Below are 25,843 nucleotides of genomic sequence, written 5' to 3' on the forward strand. Positions count from 1 at the left end.
GGCGGCCTGGCAAAGCCAGCTCCACGGGTGCCCTGGCCTTGTGCGCGCCAGTTTCAAGCGCTGTGGGTGGCGTACAGCGCAATGGATAACGGATGCCTGCTCCGGCGAACTCAGAGCGGCCGCCCGGTAAAATCCCGCGATTCGGCGCACCGCGCCTGTCGCGCCCACTGCCGCAACCCCTTGCCGCAGCGGGCCCTAGCCCTCTTGGAATCCCCCCGTGTCCCACGCCCCCGAAACCCGGCGCCGCCGCACCTTTGCCATCATTTCCCACCCCGACGCCGGTAAAACGACGCTGACGGAAAAGCTGCTGCTGTTCTCGGGCGCGATCCAGATTGCGGGCGCCGTCAAGGGCCGCAAGGCCAGCCGCCACGCCACGTCCGACTGGATGGAAATTGAAAAGCAGCGCGGCATCTCGGTGGCCTCGTCGGTCATGCAGATGCTTTACCGCGAGCATGTCATCAACCTGCTCGACACCCCCGGCCACAAGGACTTCTCGGAAGACACCTACCGCGTGCTCACCGCCGTCGATTCGGCCCTGATGGTGATCGACGCGGCCAACGGTGTGGAAGCGCAGACGCGCCGCCTGATCGAGGTCTGCCGCCAGCGCGACACGCCCATCATCACCTTCGTCAACAAGATGGACCGCGAAGTGCGCGACCCACTGGACATCATGGACGAGGTGGAGCGCGAGCTGGGCATGCCCTGCTGCCCCATGACCTGGCCCGTGGGCCAGGGCAAGGCCTTCGGCGGCATCATCAACCTGCGCACCAAGACGATGACGGTGTTCGAGTCCGGCAGTGAACGCAGACCACAGGACTTTGAATCCATCCCCTTGTCCGACGAAGCCACACTGCGCGCGCGCTTCGGCGCCGAGTTCGACGCCGCGCTCGAAAGCATGGAACTGGCCGTGGGCGCATCGCCCGCGTGGGACCACGAAGCCTTCCTGGCCGGCAAACTCACCCCCGTGTTCTTCGGCTCCGGCGTGAACAACTTCGGGGTGATGGAAGTGCTCGATGCCCTGGTGGACATGGCCCCTCCCCCCGGCCCGCGCGTGAGCACGCTTGAAGTGAACAGGCAGCCCGTGGTGAAGACTATCCAGCCCGAGGACGAAGGTTTCTCGGGCGTGGTGTTCAAGGTGCAGGCCAACATGGACGCCAACCACCGCGACCGCATCGCCTTTGTGCGCGTGGCCTCGGGCAAGTACATGCCAGGCATGAAGCTCAAGGTACAGCGCACCGCCAAGGAGCTGCGCCCCACCAGCGTGGTGACCTTCATGTCGCAGCGCCGCGAGGCCGTGGAAGAGGCCTACGCAGGCGACATCATCGGCTTCACCACGCACGGCGGCGTGCAGCTGGGCGACACCATCACCGACGGCGCCAACCTGCAGTTCACCGGCCTACCGTTCTTCGCGCCCGAAATGTTCATGACCGTGGTGCTCAAGAACCCCTTGCGCACCAAGCAGCTGCAGCAGGGCCTGGCCCAGCTGGGCGAGGAAGGCGCGATCCAGGTCTTCAAACCCGATGCCGGCGGCAACATGCTGCTGGGCGCCGTGGGCCAGCTGCAGTTCGAAGTGGTGCAGCACCGCCTGAAGGCCGAATACGACGCCGACGTGCGGCTGGAAGGCTGCCAGTACACCGGCGCGCGCTGGATCACGGCCGACAACGCCGCCGACCTGCGCGCCTTCACCGACGCCTACCCGCTGCGCCTGGCGCACGATGCGGCCGACACGCTGGCCTATCTGTGCACCTCGCCGTATGACGTGCGGCTGGCGCAGGAGCGGTTTCCGAAGATCCACTTCCATCCGCTGCGGGAGCATGCGGGGTTGGCGCTGCAGGGCGCCTAAGTACCAACCTATACTGAGCGCCTCTTCGACAACTACGCCATCTGCAGCGAACATGAGCCGCACCAGCGTCGCTTGGAATCGCTCAGATCGCCCTTCCGGTAACGTTAGCTGATATGGCCGATATTTCATTGAGACCGCCACCCTCATCCATCACGGTCGTTTGCCCGATGAAGAATGAGGCACTCAATCTGCCAGTTTTTTTTGCACGCCTTGTCCCCGTCCTCGAATCTGTAAGCGCTGCTTACGAAATCCTGTGCATCAATGATGGCAGTGATGACGATACCTTGGCAACCCTGCTTCGGGAACGCGCCAAAAACCCCCGAATTCGCATCGCCGACCTTTCCCGAAACTTCGGCAAGGAGGCGGCACTCACGTGCGGTATCGAACTGGCTAACGGCGTCGTCGTGGTGCCCATGGACGCAGACCTGCAGCATCCACCGGAAACCATCGTTGAGATGGTGCAACGCTGGCGCGAAGGCTTTGACGTAGTTCTCGCCAAGCGAGAAAACCGCAAGTCTGAGATCTGGTTGCGACGCAAGACGGCCGGGTGGTTCTACGCTATGCAGAACAAGATCTCCGAGGTGGAAATACCCGCTGACGTCGGTGATTTTCGCCTCATGGACCGCAAGGTAGTGGCGGCGCTCAGGCAATTGCCGGAGCGCCGCCGCTTCATGAAGGGCTTGTTTGCCTGGGTAGGCTTTCCGCACACCACGATCACGTTCACATGTGAAGCGCGGCTTGCGGGTAGCAGCAAGTTTTCTGGATGGCGCCTATGGAATTTTGCCTTGGAAGGCGTTACGTCTTTTTCGACGGCTCCCCTCCGAGTATGGACGTACCTCGGCTCCGGTATTGCCGCTCTAGCGTTCATATGCGCCATATTTCTTATCGCCAAAACCTTGATGTTTGGACGTGACGTCCCTGGCTACGCCTCTCTGATAACCTCATCCTTGTTTTTGGGAGGTTTGCAGCTGGTTGGACTTGGAGTACTTGGGGAATATATCGGACGAATATATGGCGAGGTAAAACAGCGGCCCATCTATGTGATTCGCGATTTTTATGACTTTCCGGATCAACCCTGACTCGCTGCCGCGCAAGCTGGCCAAATTTTCCGGCATCGGCCTTGCCAACACTGCACTCCATACCGGTATTGTTGTGTTGCTAGTTGAGATACTAGATGCACACCCGACGATGGCAAACACTATTGCTTTCGTCATTGCGAATATTTTCTCTTACTGGGCTAATTCGCGCTGGAACTTCAAAACCCCCAACTCCCTTCAGCAATATGGGCGCTTTTTTGTCGTATCCATCTTTGGACTTGCAATAACCATCATGGCGAGCAGTTTGGCCGCACATGCGGGCTGGCATTACCTTATCGGTCTCGCCTTGGTCTTTGTCGCACTGCCAACTTTCACATTCCTCCTTCACTACCGATGGACATTCAAGCGCTGAGCATTGCACCGCTCGAAGGCCAAAAGAGCGCCGCGAAGCCTGCCAAGCGTGAGTACTTGTGGGCATCTATTTTCCTAGTGGCACTTACCTTTATTGCGTATGGCAGGTCACTAAAAGGATTCTGGCGCTGGGACGATGGAGCACATCTCAGCTTCGCAGCAGGCTTTAGCCCATGGGAATATTTTTTGACTCCGGGAGCTGCTCAAGCCTTCTCCCCTGCGAATGTATCCCCTTGGAACGCTTTTTTTTACGACATAAATCTCAGTCTTTTTGGCCTAAATACCGCAGGCCACTACGCCCACTTGCTCGGACTCATTTCTGCAGGCGCTATACTTTTTTACGCTGTCTTGCGGCAGTGGCTACCGCCTTTGTCGGCAATGGTAGGTGCAGCAACCCTCCTGTTAGGCAAACCGACCGTTCACATAGCGGCGGGTCTGATGCATGGTCACTACGTCACAGGATTTGTATTGGCAATGTTGGCCATATTCGGATGGACTCAGTTTCTAAAGGGCCACAAACGATACTGGCTGGGAATTTCCATCTGTGCCTATGCTTTAGCTACCACGTGCAAAGAGATCTACGTCCCACTGGTAGTACTCCTCCCTTTCTTGCCTATCGCAAGTTGGAACCAAAGGCTGCGGGCACTGCTGCCTTTCATTCTAGTTGCAGCAGTTTACACGTGTTGGCGATATTGGCTGCTCGGCCAACTGTTGGGCGGATACAATCAAGGCGCATTCAATCTGTACAATGCCATTCTTCAAATGGCTCAGATTCCTGAACTATTATTCGGAAAGCAGACATTCTGCACCATTTTTCTTCTCGGTTTAGCGGTTCTATTTTTTATATCAGCAGTTCAACGCAGATTAAATTGGATGCTTATCGGCGTCACTTTTTGCGTTGTCATGCTCCCCCTCCTCCCCCTTACCACCTTCCCTGGAATCAATTCACCAGATCGCTATCTATTCGCTCCTTGGATCGCATTTTCCGCACTCTTGGGCACCTTATTACACAGCACTATTCCCGCGAGGTTTCTAGCTCTCTTAGCAGCAACCATAATAGCCGGAGCAACTCTACTGCATACTCAAGAGCGCAGGACGCTCAATCCAATTATTGCTTATTGGGACACCCTATACCGCTTTGCTATTTCTGCCAACAAGAGCACTCAAGCAATTTTTGTAGAAGAAAATGGTGGCACTGATGATAGTTATAGACGACATGTTCTCATGGGCGCACGGGAAACGGCAGACTCATTTATCCCAGACGCTCCAACTGGAAAATTGCATATAGTTGACAGATCCGGCCGAGGGCTCAACGCAGCACAGAAAAAAGGCTTGCAGATTTTCGAATTTATTGACAAGAAGATGCAACCAATGTCGCAACAGAGGGTAAAGGAAAATCTTACTGAAAAAACAGAGAGCCCCCCACCCGAAGATATTCCTTTAGAAGTGAGCCTCAGTTTTCAAGCTGGGATGCTCCACTGGAAATTTGGACCGCTGAGCAAAAACTATCTAGTTCGCTATGAAGGTCTTTCTGGAAGGGAGCACCGCTACGTGCTGAAGCAGCAGGGGCAAACTGCATGGATAGAAAGTCATCCGATTAAATTCTCTTTTTGCCTAAGCGATACCGTAGATGATTTCGACATGTGCTCACCCATGCTCGAATTCGATTTCAAACAGAAAAAAAGAATCTCATGGCAAGGTTTTGCTCACCCTATTTTTGCCGAGTAGCTTTTGCCAGACTTACTTAAGATTGCCGCCATGTCCCTTTACATGACTTGTGTCACAGTTCTCTGTGTACTAGGAATTTCCATAGGGCAACTTCTTTTCAAGCAAGCTGCTGTGTCCATCCGCGCTGCCCACCAGTGGCAAGACTGGCTGCTCAACGGTTGGCTGATTGCGGCGCTAGTTCTGTATGGATTGACTACCTTGGCATGGATATGGGTACTACGCGAAACGCCTCTCCGCCTCGCCTACCCCTTCATGGGTCTGGCTTTCTTGATCGTACCCGTAATGAGTTGGCTGTTTCTCGGCGAACAGCTGCGCGGTAACACGCTTGCCGGAGGAGCCCTGATCCTGGTGGGGGTTGCCTTGGCTGCGCAGTCAGCGTGACGGAGCCGCTATGCGAATTGCCGTCGCCATACCTTGTTACAAGGTCACCAACCAGATACTCGGTGTTCTCCAATCCATTGGGCCAGAAGTAGAGGCCATCTACGCGGTTGATGACGCCTGCCCTTCAGCCAGCGGCCGATTTATCGAGGAACACTGTCTTGATAGCAGGGTTCGTGTGCTGTATCACTCGCAGAATTTAGGAGTAGGCGGCGCCATGGTCACTGCTTACAAGGCGGCAATGAGTGACGGTATGGATATCGTTGTCAAGATCGATGGCGATGGTCAAATGAAGCCATCCTTGCTTCCGCAGTTCATTCGACCACTACTCCATGGCAAAGCGGACTACACCAAAGGCAACAGATTTTATAGACCGGAGTCAGTTCAGGGAATGCCTTTTGTCCGGCTATTCGGTAATGCCTTGCTATCATTTGTCACCAAGTTGAGTTGCGGTTATTGGAATTTGATGGACCCCACCAATGGCTATACCGCTATTCGCACCCCTGTGCTCGCCGCATTGCCTCTAGAAAAATTGGAGTGCCGCTATTTTTTCGAAACTGATATGCTTTTCCGACTCAACACCATCCGAGCCGTTGTAAAAGACATCCCAATGGACTCCGTTTATGGCGATGAAGAGTCCAATTTAAAAATAAGAAAAATACTCCCAGAATTCATGCAAAAGCACTGCTCCCGTCTGCTGAGACGGTATTTCTACAGCTATTTGATCAGAGATTTTAACATTGGAACGCTGTACAGCTTGTTTGGCCTCTTACTACTAGCAACTGGTTCAATTTTCGGTTTGATTCAGTGGATTAATAGCACATCAACTGGCCATCCAGCCACGAGCGGGACTGTAATGCTTGCCGCACTACCAACGCTAGTGGGCATACAGTGTCTTATCGCATTCCTTCACTACGATCTGAGCAACGTGCCAACAGAGCCAATTAGCCAACCATCAGCGGAGAAAGTATGAAACATCACTTCAAAAATATAAACACCCTCAGAAAATCAATTCAATCTCCGATGACTGAAAACCGGTCTATTGATTTTCTCACACGTGAGTACATAGGTTTTTCCAAAAAGTAGTGATACAGGATTGCAAACCCTATCAACCCCATCAACATGGCCGCATACATCAAGGATTTGTGCGAATTTTCTGGATTTAATTTCATAAAAAAGAACGAGCTGAATGAAAACATCAGCGGATGCAGAAGATAAATTGCATAAGAGGCCCCACCTAGTAAAGACGAGACCCCTCCCCACCTGAAATCTGTCTTTGCGGGCATTAGCAAGAGAACTCCGAGCAGCGCACAACACGCGCCGCCAACCAACAGCACCCTCTCCGGATAGTGGTAAAAAACTTCCAGGCCACCCGGATGACGCACGAGAAACTGATGGTATATCGCGCTTACCAAGAAGAGCACCACGGCAACCGCAAACCACGGCCTCCAGCTCTGACTAGGCCTCCTCACTATTTGCTCAAAAACCAGAAATCCTCCAAAAAACTCCAGCAAAAGAGGCGATGCCCAAAAATGCATCGCAGCTGTACTGCGCATAATATTTTCAGGCTCAAATCTTTGCTGTGACGCCATGTACGCCACGTACAATGCCACCCCCAAAAAAAACACTTTAACAACACGCTCCCTTTGAACATCCCCCACTACTTTAAGAGTTCCCACGAGAACATAAAAGTACAATTCAAAGGTAAGCGTCCAAAGAACTGCAGTTACCAAATTTTGCGGGGGTGCGAGCAGTAGAAAAAATGAATTGAAAAGATCTTTATCCGGACCTAGTTGACCAATATAACCGAGCCACGCCCAATATAAAAAGAAAATAGGCCACCAACCGACATATATTCGAGCCAACCTTGAAACTGAGAATTTTACCACCCCATTAACACCCCCCCTCCCTCGGCGCAACGTCAAAGCCATGACACAACCACTAATAACAAAAAAAATATCTACACCTATAAATCCCCATGAAAAAAAGACGCGCACGACTTCATTCATTTGCGGCAACTGAGGCCACCCTTGGGCATGGTAAACGACAACCCACATCGCCGCTAAAAATCGAAGGAATTGAATAGAATTAATCACTTGATCCTTTTTCCACACCATATCGCTGCTTTAAACAAGAAATGAGCTCGCTCAATCAACGGATCTTCCGCCTCTGATCTTCTATCGCGTAAATTATAGGTTGATTACAGCGTACGACTATTTTTTAGCGCGCTAAAAACCTCGATCGAGTCGTTCTCGCACATTGTCTTTTGCACTTATGCCCCCGCTCCAACCCATTAAGGCATGTAGAACATGGCACCTAATTGAGGGCTTGTTCACTGATATTGACGATACATTAACCACCGAAGGTGCTATCACCCCGGACGCACTTGCGGCCTTAGCCTCGTTGACCAGAGCGGAGTTGCCCATCGTCGCCATCACGGGCCGCCCTGTCGGATGGAGCGAGCCTTTTGCGCGCTCTTGGCCCATAGATGCCATCGTGGCCGAGAACGGGGCCGTGGCTCTGATCCATCAGTCTGATGGAACGGTGCTCAAGCGGTATCAACAAGACGCGTCCACCCGGGCAGCCAACTTTGCTCGCATGCAGGAAGTTCTTGCGCATATCGAACGTGAGGTGCCTGGCGCACGGCGCGCTACCGATTCGCCCGGGCGCGAAACAGATATCGCCGTTGACCACAGCGAGTTCGCCGATCTGCCGCAAGAGCGCATCGACCATGCAGCTAGGCTGATGCGGGCGGCCGGCATGAACGCCACCGTAAGCAGCATTCACATCAACGGCTGGTATGGCACGCACAACAAGCTGGAGGGGGCGCGCTGGATCGTGCGCGAGCTGTTCGGGCGTGACCTCAACGCCGAGATGGACCGCTGGGTGTATGTGGGCGACTCCACAAACGACCAGCTCATGTTCGAACATTTCACCCACAGCGTGGGCGTGGCCAACATCGCGCGGTTTGTGCCGCAGCTCACGCACCTGCCGCGTTATGTGACCCAAGGCGAGCGGGGCGCGGGGTTTGCCGAAGTGGCGCGGGCGATCCTCGCGAGCCGGTAAGCCTGCAGGGGGCCCTTTGCAACTCGGGCTCACCGACGAATTTCGAGCAAAAACATGCCCTTCCGCCTGATGGGCTTGCGTTTATAGCTATATATTCAATAGCATCCAGCCACTCAACGCCTCATGGCCGGAGCTACGCCTTGAGAAAGATGTCCGTATCCGGCGCAAAACACGCATGCAGCGGCAGCAGCGCTCCGCCCAGCGCGCGGGCGTCGGAGCCCATGGTGCCCAGCTCCAGCCGGGGGGGCTGGTGCAGGCCTTCCCAGTTGTAGTCGGCCAGTGCGTGGCGGGCGCCCTCGCACAGGGCCTGCAGCAGTTCGGGGGCTGCGGCGCCATCGACCACCACGGCGTCCAGATCCAAAAACGCGGTGGCCGAGACGATGCAGTGCGCCAAGCCCGCCGCAGCGCGCGCAATCCAGCCCCGGCTGTGTTCCAGCCACGGGGCCTGCAACACACGTTTGTCGTAGGCGGCCATGGGGTCGAGTCCGTGTTCGCGTAAGCGCTGCTCCAGCTCCCACAAAGATGCCTGGCTGATGAGCTGTGCGGGGGCCTGGCCCGGCTGGGCGGGTGACAGCGGCAGCGAGGCCACCGCACCCGCGTTGCCATGCAAGCCCCGGTGCAGGTGCGAGTTGATGACCAGCCCGCCACCCACAAAGGTGTCCATGAACAGGTACAGAAAACTCGGGATGTCGCGCCCGCGCCCCTGCAGCAGCTCGGCCACGCAGGCGGCGGAGGTGTCCTTGGCAAAGGACACGGGCAGCTCGGTCATCTGCTGCACCTGCTCAGCCAGGTCGATGTTGTTCCAGGCTTCCGACTGTGCCTCGGTGAGCCCCAGCATGCGGTGCCAGCCGCCGAGCTGGAACGGCGCGGCCACGCCCACGCCCACCACGCGCGAGCGCAGCGGGCCCAGGCCGTCGAGCAGCTGGTTGAGGTGCGTGCGGATGGCGGGCAAAAGCACGTCGATATCAGGGAAGGCGTAGTCGAGCACGATGCGCTCGCGCACATGGCCGGTGAAGTCCACCAGCAGCCAGTCGGCGCTGCGGCGGCCGATCTTGATGCCGATGGCAAACGCTCCGTCGGGGTTGAGACCAATGGGCACCGAGGGCTGGCCCACTCGGCCGCGCACGGGCGCTTCGCGGCGCAGCAACTGGTCTTCGTCCAGCCGGCCGGTGATGAGGCCGATGGTCTGCGCCGTGAGGCCCGTGACCCGCGCCATCTCGGCCTTGGCCAGGCTGCCATGCGTGCGCAGCGCTTGCAGCACCACGCGCTCGTTGAACTGGCGCAGCCCCACATGGTTGGAGCCGCGCTGGCGCAGCAGCGCGGGGCTGGCGGCAGCGTTGTCAACGGCGGGTAGGGATGCGTCGGTGTCCAGCATGGTGATGAAACAATCAGGCGTTCAGAGTGTCGCCGATGACGCCCTTGCGCAGCAGGAAGTTGCCCCAGGGCTGCAGTTCGCCCGTCACAACGATCGCATAGGCCTTTTTGACGCGCTCGTAGAACGCAAAACGCTCCACGCCCTCAGCCTGCTCACTGGCCACGCCCTCGCGCGCCAGCATGGCCATGGTTTCGCGCTGCAGGGCTGATCGGTACGGCGCCTCGGTGCCGCCCACCTGCATATAGGCCACGGGGTGCGGCACATCCTGCGCCAGCGGCAGCACGCTGGCCACCGCTTGCACAGCACGCGCCATGCCAATGCCGGGCAGGCGCAGCACGGGCTTGCCCGCGCCCAGGCTCATGGCGGTGAAGTTGGCGTCGGCCAGCACGATGGCGTCGTCGTGGCCCATCTCGGCCAGCACCTTGAGCAGCTCGGGGGTCAGCAGGGGGTCAATGTTCTTGAGCATGGCGTTGTCTTCAGGCAAGGCATTCAGCGGGCAGGTCGGTGGCCGCCATAGCGCCCGTCATCACGGCCACCGTATCGCTCATACTGATCTTCTTGGGGTTGACGACTGCGGCGCGCTTACCCAGACGGGCGATGTGGATGCGGTCGGCAATCTCGAACACATGGGGCATGTTGTGGCTGATGAGGATGACGGGCAGGCCCTTGTCGCGCACGCGGCGGATCAGCTCCAGCACCATGTTGCCCTCCTTCACGCCCAGGGCGGTGGTGGGTTCATCCATGATGACAACATGGCGCGCAAACGCTGCCGCGCGCGCCACGGCCACGCACTGGCGCTGGCCGCCAGAGAGCGTCTCGACCGCCTGCGTCATGGCGCGGATGCCCACCTTCAGCTCGGCCATGCGGGCCACGCTTTCTTCGAGCATCTTTTTTTTGTCGAGCATGCGCAGCGCGCTCCCCAGCAGTCCGGGGCGGCGCAGTTCACGGCCGAGGAACAGGTTTTCGGCAATGGTCATGGCCGGGGCCACGGCCAGGTCCTGGTACACGGTTTCGATGCCCGCGCGGCGTGCGTCGATGGGGCTCTTGAACTGGATGCGCTGGCCGTCGAGCAGGATCTCGCCTTCGTCGGGCACGGTGGCGCCCGACAGCGCCTTGATGAGACTCGACTTGCCCGCGCCGTTGTCGCCGATCACCGCCAGGATTTCACCGGCGCGCAGCTCAAAGTCGGCGCCATCCAACGCGGTGACCTGCCCGTAGCGCTTGACCAGGCCCTTGGCCTGCATGACCAGCGGCGCGTTCGTGGTGTGTGGGGAGGTGCTCATGATCAACGCACTCCTTTGCGCGAGAGTTGGTCGGTGGCCACGGCCAGGATCACGAGGATGCCGGTGACCAGGATTTGATAGACCGACGACACGCCCATGAGCGTGAGCCCGTTGCGGAACACGCCCACGATGAGCGCGCCCACCAGCGTGCCCAGGATGACACCGCGCCCACCAAACAGGCTGGTGCCGCCCAGCACCACGGCGCTGATGGCGTCCAGGTTTTCGGTCTGGCCCGCGTTCGGGTCCCCCGCGCCAGTGCGGGCCACCGACAGTACCGATGCGATGCCGTAGAACAGGCCGGCCAGCACATACACGCCCAGCAGCACCTTGTCGGTGGCAATGCCGGTGAGGCGCGTGGCCTCGGGGCTGTTGCCCACGGCATACACATGGCGGCCAGGCGCGGTCTCGCGCAACGCAAACCAGGTGACGAGGTACAGGGCCAGCATGAGCACAGCCCCCCACACGATGGCGGTCTGCCCCAGCAGGAAGGTGTTGCCCAGTGCGGTCATGCCAGCGGGGATGTCGGTGATGGTCTGCGCGCCCGAGTACAGCTGCGTGGCGGCAAACGCGATGTTGAGCGTGCCCAGCGTCACGATGAAGGGCGGCAGCTTGATCTTGGTGACGAGCAGGCCGTTGATCAGGCCGAACAGCATGGTCACCGCCATGCCGCAGGCAATCGCCACGGGGGCCGAGAGACCGTAGTCCGCCGCCATCTTGGTCATCACGATGCCGCCCAGCGCCATGACCATGCCACACGACAGATCAATGCCAGCCGTGAGGATCACCAGCGTCTGGCCAATTGCGATCACGGCCACGACCATGACCTGCTGCAGGATGAGTGCGAAGTTCTGCGCCGACAGGAAACGCTCGCTCTGCGTGGCAAAAAAGGCGCACGCCAGGATCAGCGCGATGAACGGCCCCAGCGTGGCCAGGGGCGGTAGTTTGAAAGCGGGCGATGTCATGGCGGCTCCGGGCGGGTGGCTAAATTGGGCACTCAGGCAGGCCCCTGCAGGGCTGCCTGGTCCCACATCAAAAGGGGCGTGTTACTTGGCGCCCCAGCACAGGTCGGTGCCGGTCTTGACATCCTTGCTGTCCACGCCCGCCATGGGCTTGGCAGCGATCAGCGTCACACCGGTGTCGGTGTAGCCACTGACCTTCTTGCCGGTCTTGGCGTATTCCACGCCTGCCGCCACACCCATGGCGACCATGCGCAGCGGGTACTGCTGGCTGGTGGCGGCGATCACGCCCTTGCCCACGTCGGCAACGCCTGCGCAACCACCGTCCACCGAGACGATGAGCACGTTCTTCTCCTTGCCTGCGGCCTTGAGCGCGTTGTAGGCACCGGCGGCGGCGGGCTCGTTGATGGTGTAGACGATGTTGATGTCGGGGTTCTTCTGCAGGCAGTTTTCCATGCCAGTCTGGCCCTTGGCGCGGTCACCAAAGCTGTCGGCCATGCACACCACTTCGGCGGGGCGCGACAGCTCGTTGCTCTTGGCGTCATTCGCCTGCAGGCCAAAGCCCTTCAGAAAGCCGTTGTGCCGCTGTGCGCCCACGGGGTGGCCGGGGAACAGGTCCAGCGTGGCAATCACGGGCTTCTTGCCTGCAGCCGCGGCCTTGGCGTACTGGCCGATCAGCTCGCCCGCCTTGTAGTTGTCGGTGGCAAACAGCGCGTCCGTCGCATCCATGGGCTCGGTGGGGCTGTCGAGCGCAATCACCATCACGCCGCGCGCCTGGGCTTTCTTGATGGCGGGCACGATGGCCTTGGCGTCGCTGGGGGTGATGAGGATGGTCTTGGCACCGGCGGCGATCAGATTCTCCATGGCCGTGACCTGGCCCGCGTTGTCGCCATCGGTCTTGCCTGCGGCCTACACCAGCTTGGCGCCCAGCTTCTTGGCCTCGGCCGTGGCGCCCTCTTTCATCTTCACGAAGAAGGGGTTGGTCTCGGTCTTGGTGATGAGGCCGATGACGGGCTCGGATGCTTGTGCCTGGGCCAGGCCACAGGCCAGGGCGCCGGTGAGGGCAAGGGCAGAAAGCGCGAAGGCGGGGGTGCGTTGCATGGCGTTGTCTCCGGGTTGTGGGATGGCAGATTCCTGTCGGCCCCGTGCTGCGCGGCTGGCAGGTGAACCACTCTTGTCGGGTGGATGGGATCAAGCTATAGTGGCCGACAAATTAATAAATCAAGTGGATTTATTTATGATTTTCCCTATCCAATCCGCCGACTCCAGCCCCGCCCACACCGCACCGCCGCTGCGCGTGGCCACGGCGGGCGAGGCCTTGTTTGACCTGATCGAAGAGCCCGATGGCCGCCTCAAGCCCTGCGCGGGCGGCGCGGTCTACAACCTCACCCGCGCGCTGGGCCTGCAGGGCGTGGGCACGCTGTACCTCAACCCGCTATCGGGCGACCTGCTGGGCCGCCAACTGGCCCACGGCTTGCAGGAGGCGGGCGTGGCCCTGGCCGCCCCAGCGCCGGTGCGTGCGCCCAGCGCGCTGGCACTGGCCGCACTGGATACCGAGGGCAAGGCCAGCTACAGCTTCTACCGCGACGGCGTGGCCGACCGCCAGGTGACGGCCGCCGCGCTGACGGCTGCTTGCGCCGCATTGCCAGAGCTGCAAGTAGTGGCCACGGGCTGCCTGGCACTGGTGGCACAGGACGCTGCCGTTTACCAGCCCTGGCTGGCAGCGCAGCGCGCAGCGGGCCGCATGGTGGTGGTAGATGCCAACCTGCGCCTGTCGGCCGTGGACGATGCGGAGGCCTACCGCGCCAACGTGATGACCGCCCTGCAGCACGCCCACCTCATCAAGGTGAGCGACGATGACCTGGAGGCGCTGGCTGTTCCGGGTGCCAACGCATTGGAACGCGCCCACTATTTGCAGCAGCAAACACAGGCCCAATGGCTCGCCCTGACCCTGGGGTCGGAAGGTGCCTGGCTGCTGCAGCGCGACGGCCTGGCCGTGCATGCGCGCGAGAAAGCGCCGATCACGGTGGTGGACACGGTGGGCGCGGGTGACTGTTTTCTGGCGGGCTTGATCACCGCCTGGCTGGCAGGGCCTGAGCGCGGCGAAGAGGCCTTGGCACTGCGTCATGGTGGCCTGACAGCCCCCGTCACCGAAGCCCGTTTGCTCGCCGTGCTGCACCATGCGCTGGCCAGCGCCAGCCACTGTGTGGAGCGGGCGGGCTGCACGCCCCCCCGCTACGAAGAAGTGCAAGAGCGGCTGGCGTTGCTGCGCTCAGCGACCGCAGCGGGCCAATAACACTTACTCGGCGGGTTTGGCGGCCGGCTTGCGGGCCCGGCTGCGTAGACGGGGAGCGGCCGCCTTGGTGGGAACCGCGCCTTGTGCCTCAGCGGCTGGTGCTTCGGCTGCGGAAGCCGATGGCTCGGCAGCTGTAGCACCGCCCGCATCCGCAACGGCACGCGCGCCACGCGCTCGGGGCGTGGCAGCAGTCTTGGGGGCGCTGGCAGCTGGCTTGGCACCGCCTCCACTGCGGGCGCGGCTGCGGCGAGGGGCTGCAGGCTCGGCACCATCGTTCTCAGCAGGTATCTGCTCTGCCGGGGCCTCGGAGCCATCCAACGCTTCGGCGCGCGCATCCTGCTCAGGGCTGCTGTCGATCACCCGCTCCAATGGCCCGGCCTCGTGGGCCACCGGCTGGCTGAAATAGCGGCTGGCCGGGCGCTCTGACGGCACATCCGCCTGCTCGGACGCCAGTGACTCCTGGTTCGAGTCATGGCGCGGCTCGCTGCGCTGCGTGGAGCGTGTGTCTGGGCGGTCTGCGCCCTCACCGCGACGCCCCCGGCTGCGGCCCGGCGCGCCCTGCCCTTCGCCACTGTCAGAACGCAAATCGGGTGCCGTCGCCACCGCATGAAAGTCATGCCGCGTGGCGCCGCCCTGGCTGGCTCGCTCACCGGCTCCTTCAGGCCGCGCGGGCGCGGCGGCGGCAGTCGGCCCACCGTGGCTGCGGAACACATACGCACCCGACTTTTCATCGCGCCCAAACTCCAGCAGCCCACGCGCCTGCGCTTCCTCCAGCAGATTGCCAAAGGTGCGGAAGCCATACCGGCCTTCGCTGAAATCGGGCTTGCGGCGCTTGATGGCTTCCTTGAGCACCGAGGCCCAGATCTTGCCCGTGTCGCCGCGCTCGGACAGCAGGGCTTCAAACGTTTCGGCCGCCAACTCCACGCCCTGGGTGCGGCGCGCGTCCTGGCTCTCCTTGCGGCTGCGCTCCTCCTCAGGGCTGCGGCGGGGTGCTGGTGGCGGGTTGCTGCCAGGGCTCTGGCGGCGGGCCTGGGCGCGCTGGTTTTCGCGCACCAGATCGTCGTAGAAGATGAATTCATCGCAGTTGGCAATCAGCAGATCGGATGTGGACTGCTTCACGCCCACACCGATCACCTGCTTGTTGTTCTCGCGCAGCTTGGACACCAGCGGCGAAAAGTCCGAGTCGCCGCTGATGATGACGAAGGTGTTGACGTGCGACTTGGTGTAGCAAAGGTCCAGAGCGTCCACCACCAGGCGGATGTCGGCCGAGTTTTTGCCCGACTGGCGCACATGGGGGATCTCGATTAGCTCGAAATTCGCCTCGTGCATGGTGGCCTTGAAGCCCTTGTAGCGCTCCCAGTCGCAATAGGCCTTCTTGACCACGATGGAGCCCTTGAGCAGCAGGCGCTCCAGAATGGGCTTGATGTCGAACTTTTCGTACTGCGCATCGCGCACGCCCAGGGCGACGTTTTCAAAGTCGCAGAACAGGGCCATGCTGATGCTGTCGGAGGGGGATGCCATATCGTGTGTGAGTTCCGTTCAATGCTGCGGATCATCACACGGAACGCATTGCGCCCTCCGAAGGGCGTGGCCTCAGGTAGGTTTGGCCAAGCCCAGTTTCTCCACCAGCGCCTTCTCGCGCGTGAACGTGTCCTGCGCAAACTTCTTGTAGGCCGACGTGCTCATGTACATCGGCACCATGTCATAGCGCGCCAGAGCGGTGCGGTAGCTCTCCTGCTCCATCGCCTGCTTGAAGGCATCGTGCAGGCGCTTGACCACCGCGTCGGGCGTGCCCTTGGGCGCGCCGATGCCGAACGGCGAGTTCTGCACCAGGTTCAGCCCTAGCTCCTTGAGCGTGGGTGCGTCGGGGAACTTGGCCAGGCGCTCGGCGCCCCAGGTGTTGAGCACGCGCAGCTTGCCCGCCTCGACCTGCGGAGCAAAACCGGTGGAGTCGGCCGCCGCCATGATCTGCCCGCCCAGGATGGACTGCATCAGGTCGGCACTGCCCTTGTAGGGCACGTGCAGCAGCTCCAGGCCCAGCTGCTGGGCGATGAGTTCCATCGTCAGGTGCGGGCTGGTCATGGTGCCGGTGGAGCCGTAGCTGAGCTTGCCGGGGTTGGCCTTGGCCCAGGCCACGAAGTGCGTCCAGGTCTTGAGCGGGGAGTCGGCAGGCACCACCAGGCCAAACGCGTAGCCGGTGACGTTCAGCACATAGCTGATGTCCTTGACCGGGTCCCAGTTGATCTTGGTGGTGTAGGGCAGGCGGAACACGCCCAGCGGGATCTGCGCCACGGTGTAGCCGTCGGCGGGCACGGTTTGCAGTGTCTGCGCGGGCAAGGTGCCGCCCGCGCCGGGCTTGTTCTCCACGATGACGGTCTGGCCCAGGATCTTGCTGGCGTTGTCGGCCAGCGCGCGCATGGTGATGTCGGTGGGGCCACCGGCCGGGAACGCAATAACCAGCTTGATGGGCTTGTTCGGGAAGCTCTGGGCCTGCGCCGCAAATGCGGGGGCAGCGAGGCTGGCGGCTCCCCATTGGATGATCTGGCGACGTTGCATGGCGGGGCTCCTGAAAAGCAAAAACAAAGACTTCGCCATTGGACTGCAGGCCGCACAAAGAGAGCATGCGGAAACCCCCTAGCCGATGTCGCCCAGGTGCCAGCGCGCAGCCCTTGCGCTGGTGCACCGCCGGGGCCGCATCACGCCTTGTAGGTGGACAACAAGATGCTGGTTTCGGTGTTGCCAATGCCGGGCGTGAGGCGAATGCGGCCCAGTGCCGCGTCAAACGCCTCCAGGCTCTCGGCGCGCACCTCGGCCACGATGTCCCAACGGCCATTGGTGGTGTGCAGCGTGCCCACCGTGGGCTCGCCGCGCAGCGCGCGGATCACGGCGGGGGCGGCATTGCCTTCGACCGCAATGCTCATCCAGGCGCGGATGCGCTGGGGTTCCGAATCGGGCCGCAGGCGCACGGTGTAGCCGGTGATGACGCCGCTCTCCTCCATCTTGTGCAGGCGGTTCTGCACCGTGCCGCGCGATACGCGCAGCTTTTGCGCCAGCGTGGCGACCGGGGTGCGCGCATCGGCGCGCAGGATGCTGATGATTTCGCGGTCGGTGTCGTCGAGCTTGGTCATAGTGGGTCTTTCAATTGGCAAATCGGCAACTTTTAGCGCATTTTGAACAATCATGACGCTATTGAATAGCGCAGACTGTTCAGAGAATGGGGCCTTCCCCCTTCCAACGCCCCTTGCCTGCTGTGCCCTCACCCACCATGCCCCCCTCAGCCCAAGCCCCCAGCGCCGTCGTGATGGTGCGCCCCCACCACTTTCACCCCAACCCCGAAACCGCTGGGGACAACAGCTTCCAGGCGCGCACCACGGGCCTGGCCGCCGAGGACATTGCACGCCGCGCCTTTGCCGAAGTCACTGCCGCCGCTGCGGCGCTGCAGGCCGCCGGTGTGCGCGTGCAACTGTTCGACGACCGGGGCGAGCGCCACACGCCCGATGCGGTGTTCCCCAACAACTGGTTCTCCACCCACGTGGACGGGCATGTGGCCATCTACCCCATGTATGCCGAGAACCGCCGTCGCGAGCGGCGCAGCGACGTGATCGAACTGCTCAAGGCCGAGTACCGCGTGCAAGACGTGATCGACTACTCGGGCCTGGAGGCCGACGGCATGTTTCTGGAAGGCACGGGCGCGATGGTGCTCGACCACATCCACCGCATCGCCTACGCCGCGCAATCCAACCGCGCCGACCCGGTGGCGCTGGAGCGTTTTTGCACCCACTTCAACTACGAGCCCATGGCCTTTGCCACGGCCGATACCGAGGGCCGGGCCTGCTACCACACCAACGTGATGCTGTGCGTGGGCACCAACTTTGCGCTGGGTGGATTCCACCTGATCACCAACCCCGCGCGGCGCAACGCCGTGCGTGCGCGGCTGCGCGAAACGGGGCGGGAGCTGGTGGAGCTGAGCCCCTGGCAGATCGGCGAATTTGCAGGCAATGCGCTGGAGCTGCAGGGCACCCAGGGCCGGGTGCTAGCAATGTCAACGCGCGCGGCCGCCAGCCTGTCGCCCGCCCAAAGGGCCGTGATCAACCGCAGCGCCACGCTGCTGCCCTTGGCCGTGCCCACCATCGAGCTGGCGGGTGGGTCGGTGCGCTGCATGCTGGCGGGCATCCACCTGGCACGGCGGGACATTTTTCAAGAAAAAAGTGCCACCACCGCCTGATGGACATGCCTTTATAGCTACATATTTAATAGCAAACTATACTTACCCGTCAGAGGGCGGTTCCACATCCAGCCGCGCATCACAACCAATGCCCGACGCAATCCAGCGTCGCGCCAAGGCCGACATCGCACGCACCGCCCAGGGCTGGGTGAGCCCCGTCACCCCACCCGGGTCGGCCACCATGCCACACCAGTAGCGCTGGTCGGTACCGCTCCAGCGCAACGCCACGCAAGCGCCCTTGCGGCGACGCGAGACCAGCACGCCCAGCGGACAGGGCTCGGCCAGGCAACACAGGCCACAGCCGTTGCAGGGCGCGCCCTCGGCAGGCTTGGGCGGTGCTTCGGGGTGCAGCCACACCACAGTGGATGGGACAGGGGGTTGTGTGGGCATGGGCGACGTGCGGAGTGCAACGCGGCCACTGCGCCGCAAAAGCACCGCTGCATTGTGCCGCCAGCGCACCCCGGCGCGCTCCAAGAGCGCACGGCCCATGCGGCCGTTACGCATGCGGAGCCACCTACAGGACTGCGGCCTGCCCCCTGCTCTTGCGCCAGTAAAAAAGCCCCTGCCGCGGTCGCAACAGGGGCTGAACCGGCCGAAGGACCGGGGAGGGAGACAAGCAATGAGAAGGTCGCAATGCGGACTCAGCAGCCCAGGGGGCGGTTGGGGCGCATCGGCACGATGCCGCTCACACGCAGCGTGGCGCCGGAGCCATCGCTGGCCGTCAGCGTCTTGCCGGTGAACCGCACCTGATCGCTCTCGCGCACCACGGCGGTGTCAGTCGCTTCGCCGCTGCCGTATTCCTTACCGTCAAAGGTCAGGAACACCTGGTGCAGGCTGGTGGCATCGGGGCGGTAACGGATGTCGCCAAAGGCCGTGGCGGACGATCCCACCTTGTTGGCGCCGTCAAAGCGGAAGGTGCACAGCTCCGGCGTGGAGCCAATGGGGTTCTTCTTGTCCACCTCGGTGAGGTTGAGCGCGCCGTTCCCGTACACGCCGTTCAGCCCGTCGAGGGTGGCACTGCTCACCGTGAGCACACCGGGTTCGTTGCTGGGTGTCGGGTCGTCGTCATTGCCGCCGCCACAGGCGACCAGCAACACGGAGGTGGCCGCGAGAGCGGTACAGGTCTTGAGGAAATGGAGCGTATTCATGGCGATGGGCGTCCTTGGATGTGGATGGAAAGTGGGGAGCGAATCCCCTGCCACCCATCGTAGGAAGCCCATGCCGCAGGCCGCGTGCGCCATGTTCCGCGCTGCGCGTAGGACAGCGTCCGACGGGGCTGTGCGCCCTCCCCGCGCAGCTCAGCGCGCCAGCACCGGTGCCAGCGCCTTGCCCGTGTGCGTGCCTGCGGCCGCCACGTCCTCAGGTGTTGCTGCAGCCACAATGCGCCCGCCCGCGTTGCCGCCCTCCGGCCCCAGGTCCAGAATCCAGTCGGCTTCCGCGATCACATCCAGGTCGTGCTCGATCACGATCACGCTGTGGCCGCCATCCACCAGGCGGTGCAGCACGCGGATGAGCTTGTCCACATCGGCCATGTGCAGCCCCACCGTGGGCTCGTCCAGCACATACAGCGTGTGCGGCGCCTTCTGGCCCCGGCGGCCGACCTCGTCGCGCACCTTGGTGAGTTCGGTGACCAGCTTGATGCGCTGCGCCTCGCCACCACTCAGCGTGGGCGACGGCTGGCCCAGCGTGAGGTAGCCCAGGCCCACGTCCTTGAGCAGCTGCAGCGGGTGCGCAATGCTGGGCATGGTGGCGAAGAAGCCCACGGCCTCGTCCACCTCCATCTGCAGCACGTCGCCAATGCTCTTGCCGCGCCAGGTCACGGCCAGCGTTTCGGGGTTGAAGCGCGCGCCGTGGCAGGTCTCGCACGGCACCTTCACGTCGGGCAAAAAACTCATCTCGATGGTGCGCACGCCCGCGCCTTCGCAGCTGGGGCAGCGGCCTTCGCCGGTGTTGAAGCTGAAGCGCCCGGCCGCATAGCCGCGTGCCTTGGCCTCCAGTGTTTCGGCAAACAGCTTGCGGATGGTGTCCCAGAAGCCGATGTAGGTGGCGGGGCATGAACGCGGTGTTTTGCCGATGGGTGTCTGGTCCACTTCGAGCACACGGTCGATGCTCTCGAAGCCCGACAGGCCCGTGCAACCCACCAGCGGCGGCGCCTTGCCTGCATCCATGGCATCACGCCCGGCCTTGGTACTGCGCTGCTGCACCCAGGCCTGCACGTTGGCCAGCAGCACGTCACGCGCCAGGGTGGACTTGCCCGAGCCGCTCACGCCCGTCACCGCCACCAGGCGGTGCAGCGGCACGGTGGCCGTCACGTTCTGCAGGTTGTGCAGCTGCGCGCCATACACGGTGAGCCAGCGCATGGCAGCGCGCTCCTTGGCTTCATTGAGGGCGTCAGCGGCCAGCGATGCAGCCTGCGCCGCGCGCTTCTTGACGGCCGCACTCTGCCGACCGGTGGGCGCTGCCGCCTCGGCCTGTGCAAAGGCGGCTGTGGCCTCAGCGCTCACCTCGGTGGCCGACATGCTGCGGCGCAGTTGCAGCGGGTGCTTCATGGCATGCAGCAGGTAGCGGCCGGTTTGCGAATCTTCGGCGCCCGTGATGTCGGCCACGCTGCCCTGCGCCACCAAGCGCCCGCCGCGTTTGCCCGCGCTGGGGCCAATGTCGATGATGTGTTCGGCACGGCGGATGGTGTCCTCGTCGTGCTCCACCACCACCAGCGTGTTGCCCTTGTCGCCCAGCTTGTGCAGAGCGTTGAGCAAAATCTGGTTGTCGCGCGCATGCAGGCCGATGGTGGGCTCGTCGAGCACGTAGCACACGCCCTGCAGGTTGCTGCCCAGCTGCGCGGCCAGGCGGATGCGCTGGGCCTCGCCACCGCTGAGCGTGGGCGCGCCTCGGTCCAGCGTGAGGTAGCCCAGGCCCACTTCTTCCAGAAATTCGAGGCGACTCTGGATCTCGGGCACCAGGTCGCGGGCGATGTCGGCCTCGCGCTGGGTCATGCCGCCTTCAATGCGCAGGGTCTCGATCCAGCGGCGCACATCGGTCACGGACAGCGCGGCAATGTCGGTGATGCCTACGCCTGCAAATCTGACCGCACGGGCCGTGGCATTCAGCCGCGTGCCACTGCAGCTCGGGCAAGCCGTATCGGCCAGGTCTTCCACCTCGGGCTCGGCAAAAGTCTGCTCACGGCCTTTTTCCTTGTCGTCCTGCACCGAGTCGTCAAACACCTTGCGCTGGTCTTTGGTGAGCTTGACACCGGTGCCCACGCAGTCGGGGCACCAGCCGTGTTTGCTGTTGTACGAGAACAGGCGCGGGTCCAGCTCGGCATAGCTGGTGGCGCACACCGGGCAGGCGCGTTTGGTGGAGAAGGCCTGCAGCGTACCAATGCCCGCCGTGGGCTGGCCGCCCTCCATGGCCTCGCGCAGGCCGGTGATGCCACTGAGCACATGCACCACGCCCTTGCCGTGCGTAAGTGCGTCGGCCAGCGCGGTGCGCAAAGCCGCTTCGTTCTCGGGCGACACATCGAGGCTGGCCACAGGCAGCTCGATGGTGTGTTCCTTGAAGCGGTCGATGCGCGGGAAGTTCGTGGTGGGCAAGAAGTTGCCATCCACCCGCAGGTGCGTGTAGCCGCGCGGACGCGCCCAGTCAGCCAGTTCGGTGTACACGCCCTTGCGGTTCATCACCAGCGGCGCGAGCAGGCCAATGTGCTGGCCCCGGAAGTTCTTCAGCAATTGCGCGGCGATGCTGTCGGGCGTCTGCGGCTGCACGGCGGCGCCGTCCTTCACGCAGTGCTGCGTGCCGAGCTTGACGTACAGCAGGCGCAGGAAGTGCCACACCTCGGTGGTCGTGCCCACGGTGGACTTGCGCCCGCCGCGCGAGAGGCGCTGCTCGATGGCGACGGTGGGCGGGATGCCATACACGGCATCCACCTCGGGCCGGCCGGCGGGCTGCACGATGGACCGCGCATAGGCGTTGAGCGATTCAAGGTACCGCCGCTGACCTTCGTTGAACAGGATGTCAAACGCCAGCGTGGACTTGCCCGAGCCACTCACGCCCGTCACCACGTTGAACTTGCCGCGCGGGATGTCCACGCTCAGGTTCTTGAGGTTGTGCTCCTTGGCGTTGACGATTTCAATGGCATTTTTGGCCTCCTGCGCTCGCCCCTCTTGCCCAAGCAGCTCCTTTTTTCGTAGCGCCGCAGCTTTTTCGTGCACCGAGTGGCCGCCCACGCCCAGCGCCAGCTCGTAGTCGCGCAGCGCCTGCCCGGTGTGCGAGGTGGCGTGCTGCCGCACGTCCTCGGGCGTGCCCTCGGCAACGATGAGGCCCCCCGCGTAGCCGCCCTCGGGGCCCAGATCGATGAGCCAATCGCTCGCGCGGATCACGTCCAGGTTGTGCTCGATGACGATGAGCGAGTGCTCCGCGTCGATGAGCTTGCGCAGCGCGCGCATGAGTTTGGCGATGTCGTCAAAGTGCAGGCCGGTGGTGGGCTCGTCGAACAGGAACAGCGTGCCCTTGCGCGCTACGGCCTGGCGCGACTTGCTCTGAACGCGAGCCGCTTCCGCAAGAAAACCGGCCAGCTTGAGCCGCTGCGCCTCACCGCCCGACAGGGTCGGCACAGGCTGGCCCAGCGCCACGTATTCGAGCCCCACATCGACGATGGGCTGCAGCGCGCGGATCACATCGCGGTCATTGGCAAACAGGTCGGCCGCCTCAGCCACCGTGAGGGCCAACACGTCTGCCACGTTGAGGCTGCGGCCACCGCGTTCGATGGTGATTTCCAGAATCTCGGGCCGGTAGCGCTTGCCGTCGCAATCCGGGCAGCGCAGGTACACGTCACTCAGGAACTGCATCTCCACATGCTCGAAGCCCGAGCCCCCACAGGTCGGGCAGCGCCCGTCGCCGCTGTTGAAGCTGAACTTGCTGGCGGTGTAGCTGCGCTGCTTGGACAGCGGGGCCACCGCATACAGCTCGCGGATGCTGTCCCATGCCCCCACATAGCTCACGGGGTTGGAGCGCGCCGTCTTGCCGATGGGCGACTGGTCCACAAACACCACGTCCGACAGGTGGTCCGCGCCCAGCATGCGGTCGTGCGCGCCCGGCGTGTCGGTGGCCTTGCCGAAGTGGCGCAGCAGTGCCGGGGCCAGCACGTCCTGGATCAGGCTCGACTTGCCCGAGCCGCTCACGCCCGTCACGGTGACCAGGCGCTGCAGCGGAAACTCGACCGACACGTTCTGCAGGTTGTGCTCACGCGCGCCCTCCAGGATGAGGCGCGGGGTCGATTCCGTCACCATGCGCTTGAAGCCGAAGCCCACATGCTTGCGGCCGCCCAGGTAAGCGCCGGTGAGCGTGTCGGCCTTGCGCAAATCCGCCGTGGTGCCGTCGAACACGATCTGCCCACCCAAACGGCCCGGCCCGGGCCCCATGTCGATCATGCGGTCGGCCGCGAGCATCACGGCCGGGTCGTGCTCCACCACCACCAGGGTGTTGCCCGCGTCGCGCAGGCGCAGCATGGCCTCGGTGATGCGGTGCATGTCGCGCGGGTGCAGGCCGATGCTGGGCTCGTCGAGCACGAAGAGCGTGTTGACCAGCGAGGTGCCGAGGGCCGTGGTGAGGTTGATGCGCTGCACCTCGCCACCGCTCAGCGTGCGGCTTTGCCGGTCGAGCGTGAGGTAGCCAATGCCCACGTCGCACAGGTACTGCAGGCGTGTGGTGATTTCTTCGTGCAACAGCTTGAGCGCTTGCGCGTCGCCGCCCTTGGCATCGTCGCCCACCGGCAATTGCATGCGCGCAAAGAACTGGCGCAGGCGGTCGATGGGCAGCAGCATCAGGTCGTGCAGGCACAGGCCTGGCAGGGCCTCCAATAGTTCACGCGACCATTGCACGCCTTCGGGCATGAAGCGCTTGGCGGGTTCCAGCACCGCATCGGCGTCTTCCTTGCGGCCGATGCGCCAGAGCAGGCTCTCGGTCTTGAGGCGCGCACCCGCGCAGGTGGGGCATGGCGTGTAGCTGCGGTACTTGGACAAGAGCACGCGGATGTGCATCTTGTAGGCCTTGCTCTCCAGGTACTCAAAAAAGCGCTTGATGCCATACCACTGCTTGCTCCACTGGCCGTCCTTGTAGCCAGGGGCGCCGCCGATCACCCATTTCTTCTGGTCGTCGGTGAGCTTGTACCAGGGCGTGTCGCGCGGGATGCCTGCGGCCTCGGCGTGGCGCATGAGGTCGTCCTGCGCCTCTTGCCATGCGGGGGTCTGGATGGTCTTGATGGCACCAGCACGAAGCGTGAGCTTGTCGTTGGGGATGACCAGGCCGTAGTCCACGCCGATCACACGGCCAAAACCCCGGCAGCTGTCGCACGCGCCCACGGCGGAGTTGAACGAGAAGGCAGACGGAATGGGATCGCTGTAGCGCAGGTCGCTGTCGGGGCAGTGCAGGCCGGTGGAGAAACGCCACAACTCCGGTTCCCCTTCATCTACCAGCCGATACACGTTGAGTCGCCCTGTGCCGCGCTTGAGCGCCACCTCAATCGCCTCGATCACCCGCGCCTTCTCGGCATTGCCCAGCCGAAAGCGGTCGGCCACCACATCCAGCACCTTGCGCGGGCCGGTGGGTGTGGCCACCTCGCGCTCGGCCTGCACCTTGGTGAAACCGCTGGCGGACAGCCATTGTTCGACCTGTTCGGCCGAGGTGTTGGCAGGCAGTTCGACCGGGAAGGTCAACACGATGCGCGGGTCGCCCGCCTCGGCACTGCGCTGCTGCAGCTCGGCATAGATGGTCTCGGGTGAATCGTGGCGCACCGGCTGTGCGGTCTGCTTGTCAAAGAGCTGGCCCGCGCGCGCAAACAGCAGCTTGAGGTGGTCGTTCAGCTCCGTCATCGTGCCCACGGTGGAGCGGCTGGAGCGCACTGGGTTGGTCTGGTCGATGGCAATGGCCGGGGGCACGCCCTCGACCTTGTCCACGGCGGGCTTGTCCATGCGATCCAGGAACTGGCGCGCATAGGCGCTGAAGGTCTCCACATACCGGCGCTGGCCCTCGGCGTACAGCGTGTCAAACACCAGGCTGGATTTGCCCGAGCCGCTGGGGCCGGTCACCACCGTGAGTTCACCGGTGCGGATGTCCAGGTCCAGGTTCTTGAGGTTGTGCTGGCGTGCGCCACGGATGCGGATCTGTCCCTGGGTCATGGAGGCGGTCTTTCTGGGGTGAGGCAAAACATTCTAGGGACGCCCGGTGCACGGCGCGTGCGCCAGGCGATTA

At 62.5% G+C, this 25,843-nt stretch carries 20 protein-coding genes and 1 pseudogene; 9 read left to right on the plus strand and 12 right to left on the minus strand.

The window, feature by feature from the left end:
• Positions 1 to 217 precede the first annotated feature (217 nt).
• From ACYZGB_RS12425 to ACYZGB_RS12450, 6 genes are all read left to right on the plus strand, one after another.
• On the plus strand, positions 218 to 1,843 hold the full coding sequence (locus tag ACYZGB_RS12425; protein ID WP_462388623.1) for a peptide chain release factor 3: 1,626 nt from the start codon (positions 218 to 220) through the stop codon (positions 1,841 to 1,843).
• Between the two features lie 113 nt (positions 1,844 to 1,956).
• Positions 1,957 to 2,922 carry a glycosyltransferase family 2 protein gene (locus tag ACYZGB_RS12430; protein WP_462388625.1) on the plus strand — a complete coding sequence of 322 codons (966 nt, stop codon included), beginning with the start codon at positions 1,957 to 1,959 and terminating at the stop codon, positions 2,920 to 2,922.
• On the plus strand, positions 2,900 to 3,292 hold the full coding sequence (locus tag ACYZGB_RS12435; protein ID WP_462388627.1) for a GtrA family protein: 393 nt from the start codon (positions 2,900 to 2,902) through the stop codon (positions 3,290 to 3,292). The genes ACYZGB_RS12430 and ACYZGB_RS12435 overlap by 23 nt, the downstream gene beginning before the upstream one ends.
• Positions 3,274 to 5,019 carry a hypothetical protein gene (locus ACYZGB_RS12440; protein WP_462388629.1) on the plus strand — a complete coding sequence of 582 codons (1,746 nt, stop codon included), beginning with the start codon at positions 3,274 to 3,276 and terminating at the stop codon, positions 5,017 to 5,019. The genes ACYZGB_RS12435 and ACYZGB_RS12440 overlap by 19 nt, the downstream gene beginning before the upstream one ends.
• 30 nt (positions 5,020 to 5,049) lie before the next feature.
• Complete coding sequence (locus ACYZGB_RS12445; RefSeq protein WP_462388630.1) at positions 5,050 to 5,400, plus strand: EamA family transporter; 351 nt, start codon at positions 5,050 to 5,052, stop codon at positions 5,398 to 5,400.
• Between the two features lie 10 nt (positions 5,401 to 5,410).
• Positions 5,411 to 6,370, plus strand: coding sequence for a glycosyltransferase family 2 protein (locus tag ACYZGB_RS12450; RefSeq protein WP_462388632.1), 960 nt, complete (start codon positions 5,411 to 5,413; stop codon positions 6,368 to 6,370).
• Between the two features lie 40 nt (positions 6,371 to 6,410).
• On the opposite strand, the gene ACYZGB_RS12455 is transcribed toward ACYZGB_RS12450, so the two are convergent.
• A complete protein-coding gene (locus tag ACYZGB_RS12455) occupies positions 6,411 to 7,514 on the minus strand; it encodes an acyltransferase family protein (protein ID WP_462388633.1) in 1,104 nt (367 codons plus the stop codon).
• Positions 7,515 to 7,671: 157 nt separating this feature from the next.
• On the opposite strand from ACYZGB_RS12455, the gene ACYZGB_RS12460 reads away from it, so the two are divergent.
• Entirely contained in the window at positions 7,672 to 8,463 is a 792-nt protein-coding gene (locus ACYZGB_RS12460) for an HAD-IIB family hydrolase (RefSeq protein WP_462388635.1), read from the plus strand.
• Between the two features lie 133 nt (positions 8,464 to 8,596).
• Here the strand turns inward: ACYZGB_RS12460 and ACYZGB_RS12465 are convergent, their stop codons facing one another.
• From ACYZGB_RS12465 to ACYZGB_RS12485, 5 genes and pseudogenes are all read right to left on the minus strand, one after another.
• Positions 8,597 to 9,838: an ROK family transcriptional regulator gene (locus ACYZGB_RS12465; protein WP_462388636.1), complete on the minus strand. Its 1,242-nt coding sequence runs from the start codon at positions 9,836 to 9,838 to the stop codon at positions 8,597 to 8,599.
• Between the two features lie 13 nt (positions 9,839 to 9,851).
• Entirely contained in the window at positions 9,852 to 10,304 is a 453-nt protein-coding gene (locus ACYZGB_RS12470) for an RbsD/FucU family protein (protein ID WP_462388638.1), read from the minus strand.
• 10 nt (positions 10,305 to 10,314) lie between these two features.
• Positions 10,315 to 11,121 carry an ATP-binding cassette domain-containing protein gene (locus ACYZGB_RS12475; RefSeq protein WP_462388639.1) on the minus strand — a complete coding sequence of 269 codons (807 nt, stop codon included), beginning with the start codon at positions 11,119 to 11,121 and terminating at the stop codon, positions 10,315 to 10,317.
• A gap of 2 nt (positions 11,122 to 11,123) precedes the next feature.
• Complete coding sequence (locus ACYZGB_RS12480; RefSeq protein WP_462388640.1) at positions 11,124 to 12,083, minus strand: ABC transporter permease; 960 nt, start codon at positions 12,081 to 12,083, stop codon at positions 11,124 to 11,126.
• 81 nt (positions 12,084 to 12,164) lie between these two features.
• Positions 12,165 to 13,178 (minus strand): annotated as a pseudogene (locus ACYZGB_RS12485) (substrate-binding domain-containing protein).
• A 136-nt stretch (positions 13,179 to 13,314) separates the two neighbouring features.
• Between ACYZGB_RS12485 and ACYZGB_RS12490 the strand changes: the two are divergent.
• Positions 13,315 to 14,373, plus strand: coding sequence for a PfkB family carbohydrate kinase (locus ACYZGB_RS12490; RefSeq protein WP_462388641.1), 1,059 nt, complete (start codon positions 13,315 to 13,317; stop codon positions 14,371 to 14,373).
• A gap of 3 nt (positions 14,374 to 14,376) precedes the next feature.
• Here the strand turns inward: ACYZGB_RS12490 and ACYZGB_RS12495 are convergent, their stop codons facing one another.
• The 3 genes from ACYZGB_RS12495 to ACYZGB_RS12505 all read right to left on the minus strand — a co-directional run bounded on the left by ACYZGB_RS12495 (position 14,377) and on the right by ACYZGB_RS12505 (position 17,501).
• Entirely contained in the window at positions 14,377 to 15,894 is a 1,518-nt protein-coding gene (locus ACYZGB_RS12495) for an NYN domain-containing protein (protein ID WP_462388643.1), read from the minus strand.
• 72 nt (positions 15,895 to 15,966) lie between these two features.
• Complete coding sequence (locus ACYZGB_RS12500) at positions 15,967 to 16,929, minus strand: tripartite tricarboxylate transporter substrate binding protein (RefSeq protein ID WP_462388644.1); 963 nt, start codon at positions 16,927 to 16,929, stop codon at positions 15,967 to 15,969.
• A 140-nt stretch (positions 16,930 to 17,069) separates the two neighbouring features.
• Entirely contained in the window at positions 17,070 to 17,501 is a 432-nt protein-coding gene (locus tag ACYZGB_RS12505) for an Lrp/AsnC family transcriptional regulator (protein ID WP_056057905.1), read from the minus strand.
• A gap of 137 nt (positions 17,502 to 17,638) precedes the next feature.
• On the opposite strand from ACYZGB_RS12505, the gene ctlX reads away from it, so the two are divergent.
• Complete coding sequence (gene ctlX, locus ACYZGB_RS12510) at positions 17,639 to 18,598, plus strand: citrulline utilization hydrolase CtlX (RefSeq protein ID WP_462388646.1); 960 nt, start codon at positions 17,639 to 17,641, stop codon at positions 18,596 to 18,598.
• A 42-nt stretch (positions 18,599 to 18,640) separates the two neighbouring features.
• Here the strand turns inward: ctlX and ACYZGB_RS12515 are convergent, their stop codons facing one another.
• The 3 genes from ACYZGB_RS12515 to uvrA all read right to left on the minus strand — a co-directional run bounded on the left by ACYZGB_RS12515 (position 18,641) and on the right by uvrA (position 25,770).
• Positions 18,641 to 18,988, minus strand: coding sequence for a hypothetical protein (locus ACYZGB_RS12515; protein ID WP_462388647.1), 348 nt, complete (start codon positions 18,986 to 18,988; stop codon positions 18,641 to 18,643).
• Positions 18,989 to 19,239: 251 nt separating this feature from the next.
• Positions 19,240 to 19,746, minus strand: coding sequence for a hypothetical protein (locus ACYZGB_RS12520; RefSeq protein ID WP_462388648.1), 507 nt, complete (start codon positions 19,744 to 19,746; stop codon positions 19,240 to 19,242).
• A 150-nt stretch (positions 19,747 to 19,896) separates the two neighbouring features.
• Entirely contained in the window at positions 19,897 to 25,770 is a 5,874-nt protein-coding gene (gene uvrA, locus ACYZGB_RS12525; RefSeq protein ID WP_462388649.1) for an excinuclease ABC subunit UvrA, read from the minus strand.
• Positions 25,771 to 25,843 lie beyond the last annotated feature (73 nt).

This window comes from Acidovorax sp. Q11 (genome assembly GCF_054950075.1).

Coding starts and splice junctions, on each gene's coding strand:
- ACYZGB_RS12430 (WP_462388625.1), top strand. CDS start 1,957: ATGGCCGATATTTCATTGAGACCGCCACCCTCATCCATCACGGTCGTT.
- ACYZGB_RS12435 (WP_462388627.1), top strand. CDS start 2,900: ATGACTTTCCGGATCAACCCTGACTCGCTGCCGCGCAAGCTGGCCAAA.
- ACYZGB_RS12440 (WP_462388629.1), top strand. CDS start 3,274: ATGGACATTCAAGCGCTGAGCATTGCACCGCTCGAAGGCCAAAAGAGC.
- ACYZGB_RS12445 (WP_462388630.1), top strand. CDS start 5,050: ATGTCCCTTTACATGACTTGTGTCACAGTTCTCTGTGTACTAGGAATT.
- ACYZGB_RS12450 (WP_462388632.1), top strand. CDS start 5,411: ATGCGAATTGCCGTCGCCATACCTTGTTACAAGGTCACCAACCAGATA.
- ACYZGB_RS12455 (WP_462388633.1), bottom strand. CDS start 7,514: ATGGTGTGGAAAAAGGATCAAGTGATTAATTCTATTCAATTCCTTCGA.
- ACYZGB_RS12460 (WP_462388635.1), top strand. CDS start 7,672: ATGCCCCCGCTCCAACCCATTAAGGCATGTAGAACATGGCACCTAATT.
- ACYZGB_RS12465 (WP_462388636.1), bottom strand. CDS start 9,838: ATGCTGGACACCGACGCATCCCTACCCGCCGTTGACAACGCTGCCGCC.
- ACYZGB_RS12470 (WP_462388638.1), bottom strand. CDS start 10,304: ATGCTCAAGAACATTGACCCCCTGCTGACCCCCGAGCTGCTCAAGGTG.
- ACYZGB_RS12475 (WP_462388639.1), bottom strand. CDS start 11,121: ATGAGCACCTCCCCACACACCACGAACGCGCCGCTGGTCATGCAGGCC.
- ACYZGB_RS12480 (WP_462388640.1), bottom strand. CDS start 12,083: ATGACATCGCCCGCTTTCAAACTACCGCCCCTGGCCACGCTGGGGCCG.
- ACYZGB_RS12490 (WP_462388641.1), top strand. CDS start 13,315: ATGATTTTCCCTATCCAATCCGCCGACTCCAGCCCCGCCCACACCGCA.
- ACYZGB_RS12495 (WP_462388643.1), bottom strand. CDS start 15,894: ATGGCATCCCCCTCCGACAGCATCAGCATGGCCCTGTTCTGCGACTTT.
- ACYZGB_RS12500 (WP_462388644.1), bottom strand. CDS start 16,929: ATGCAACGTCGCCAGATCATCCAATGGGGAGCCGCCAGCCTCGCTGCC.
- ACYZGB_RS12505 (WP_056057905.1), bottom strand. CDS start 17,501: ATGACCAAGCTCGACGACACCGACCGCGAAATCATCAGCATCCTGCGC.
- ctlX (WP_462388646.1), top strand. CDS start 17,639: ATGCCCCCCTCAGCCCAAGCCCCCAGCGCCGTCGTGATGGTGCGCCCC.
- ACYZGB_RS12515 (WP_462388647.1), bottom strand. CDS start 18,988: ATGCCCACACAACCCCCTGTCCCATCCACTGTGGTGTGGCTGCACCCC.
- ACYZGB_RS12520 (WP_462388648.1), bottom strand. CDS start 19,746: ATGAATACGCTCCATTTCCTCAAGACCTGTACCGCTCTCGCGGCCACC.
- uvrA (WP_462388649.1), bottom strand. CDS start 25,770: ATGACCCAGGGACAGATCCGCATCCGTGGCGCACGCCAGCACAACCTC.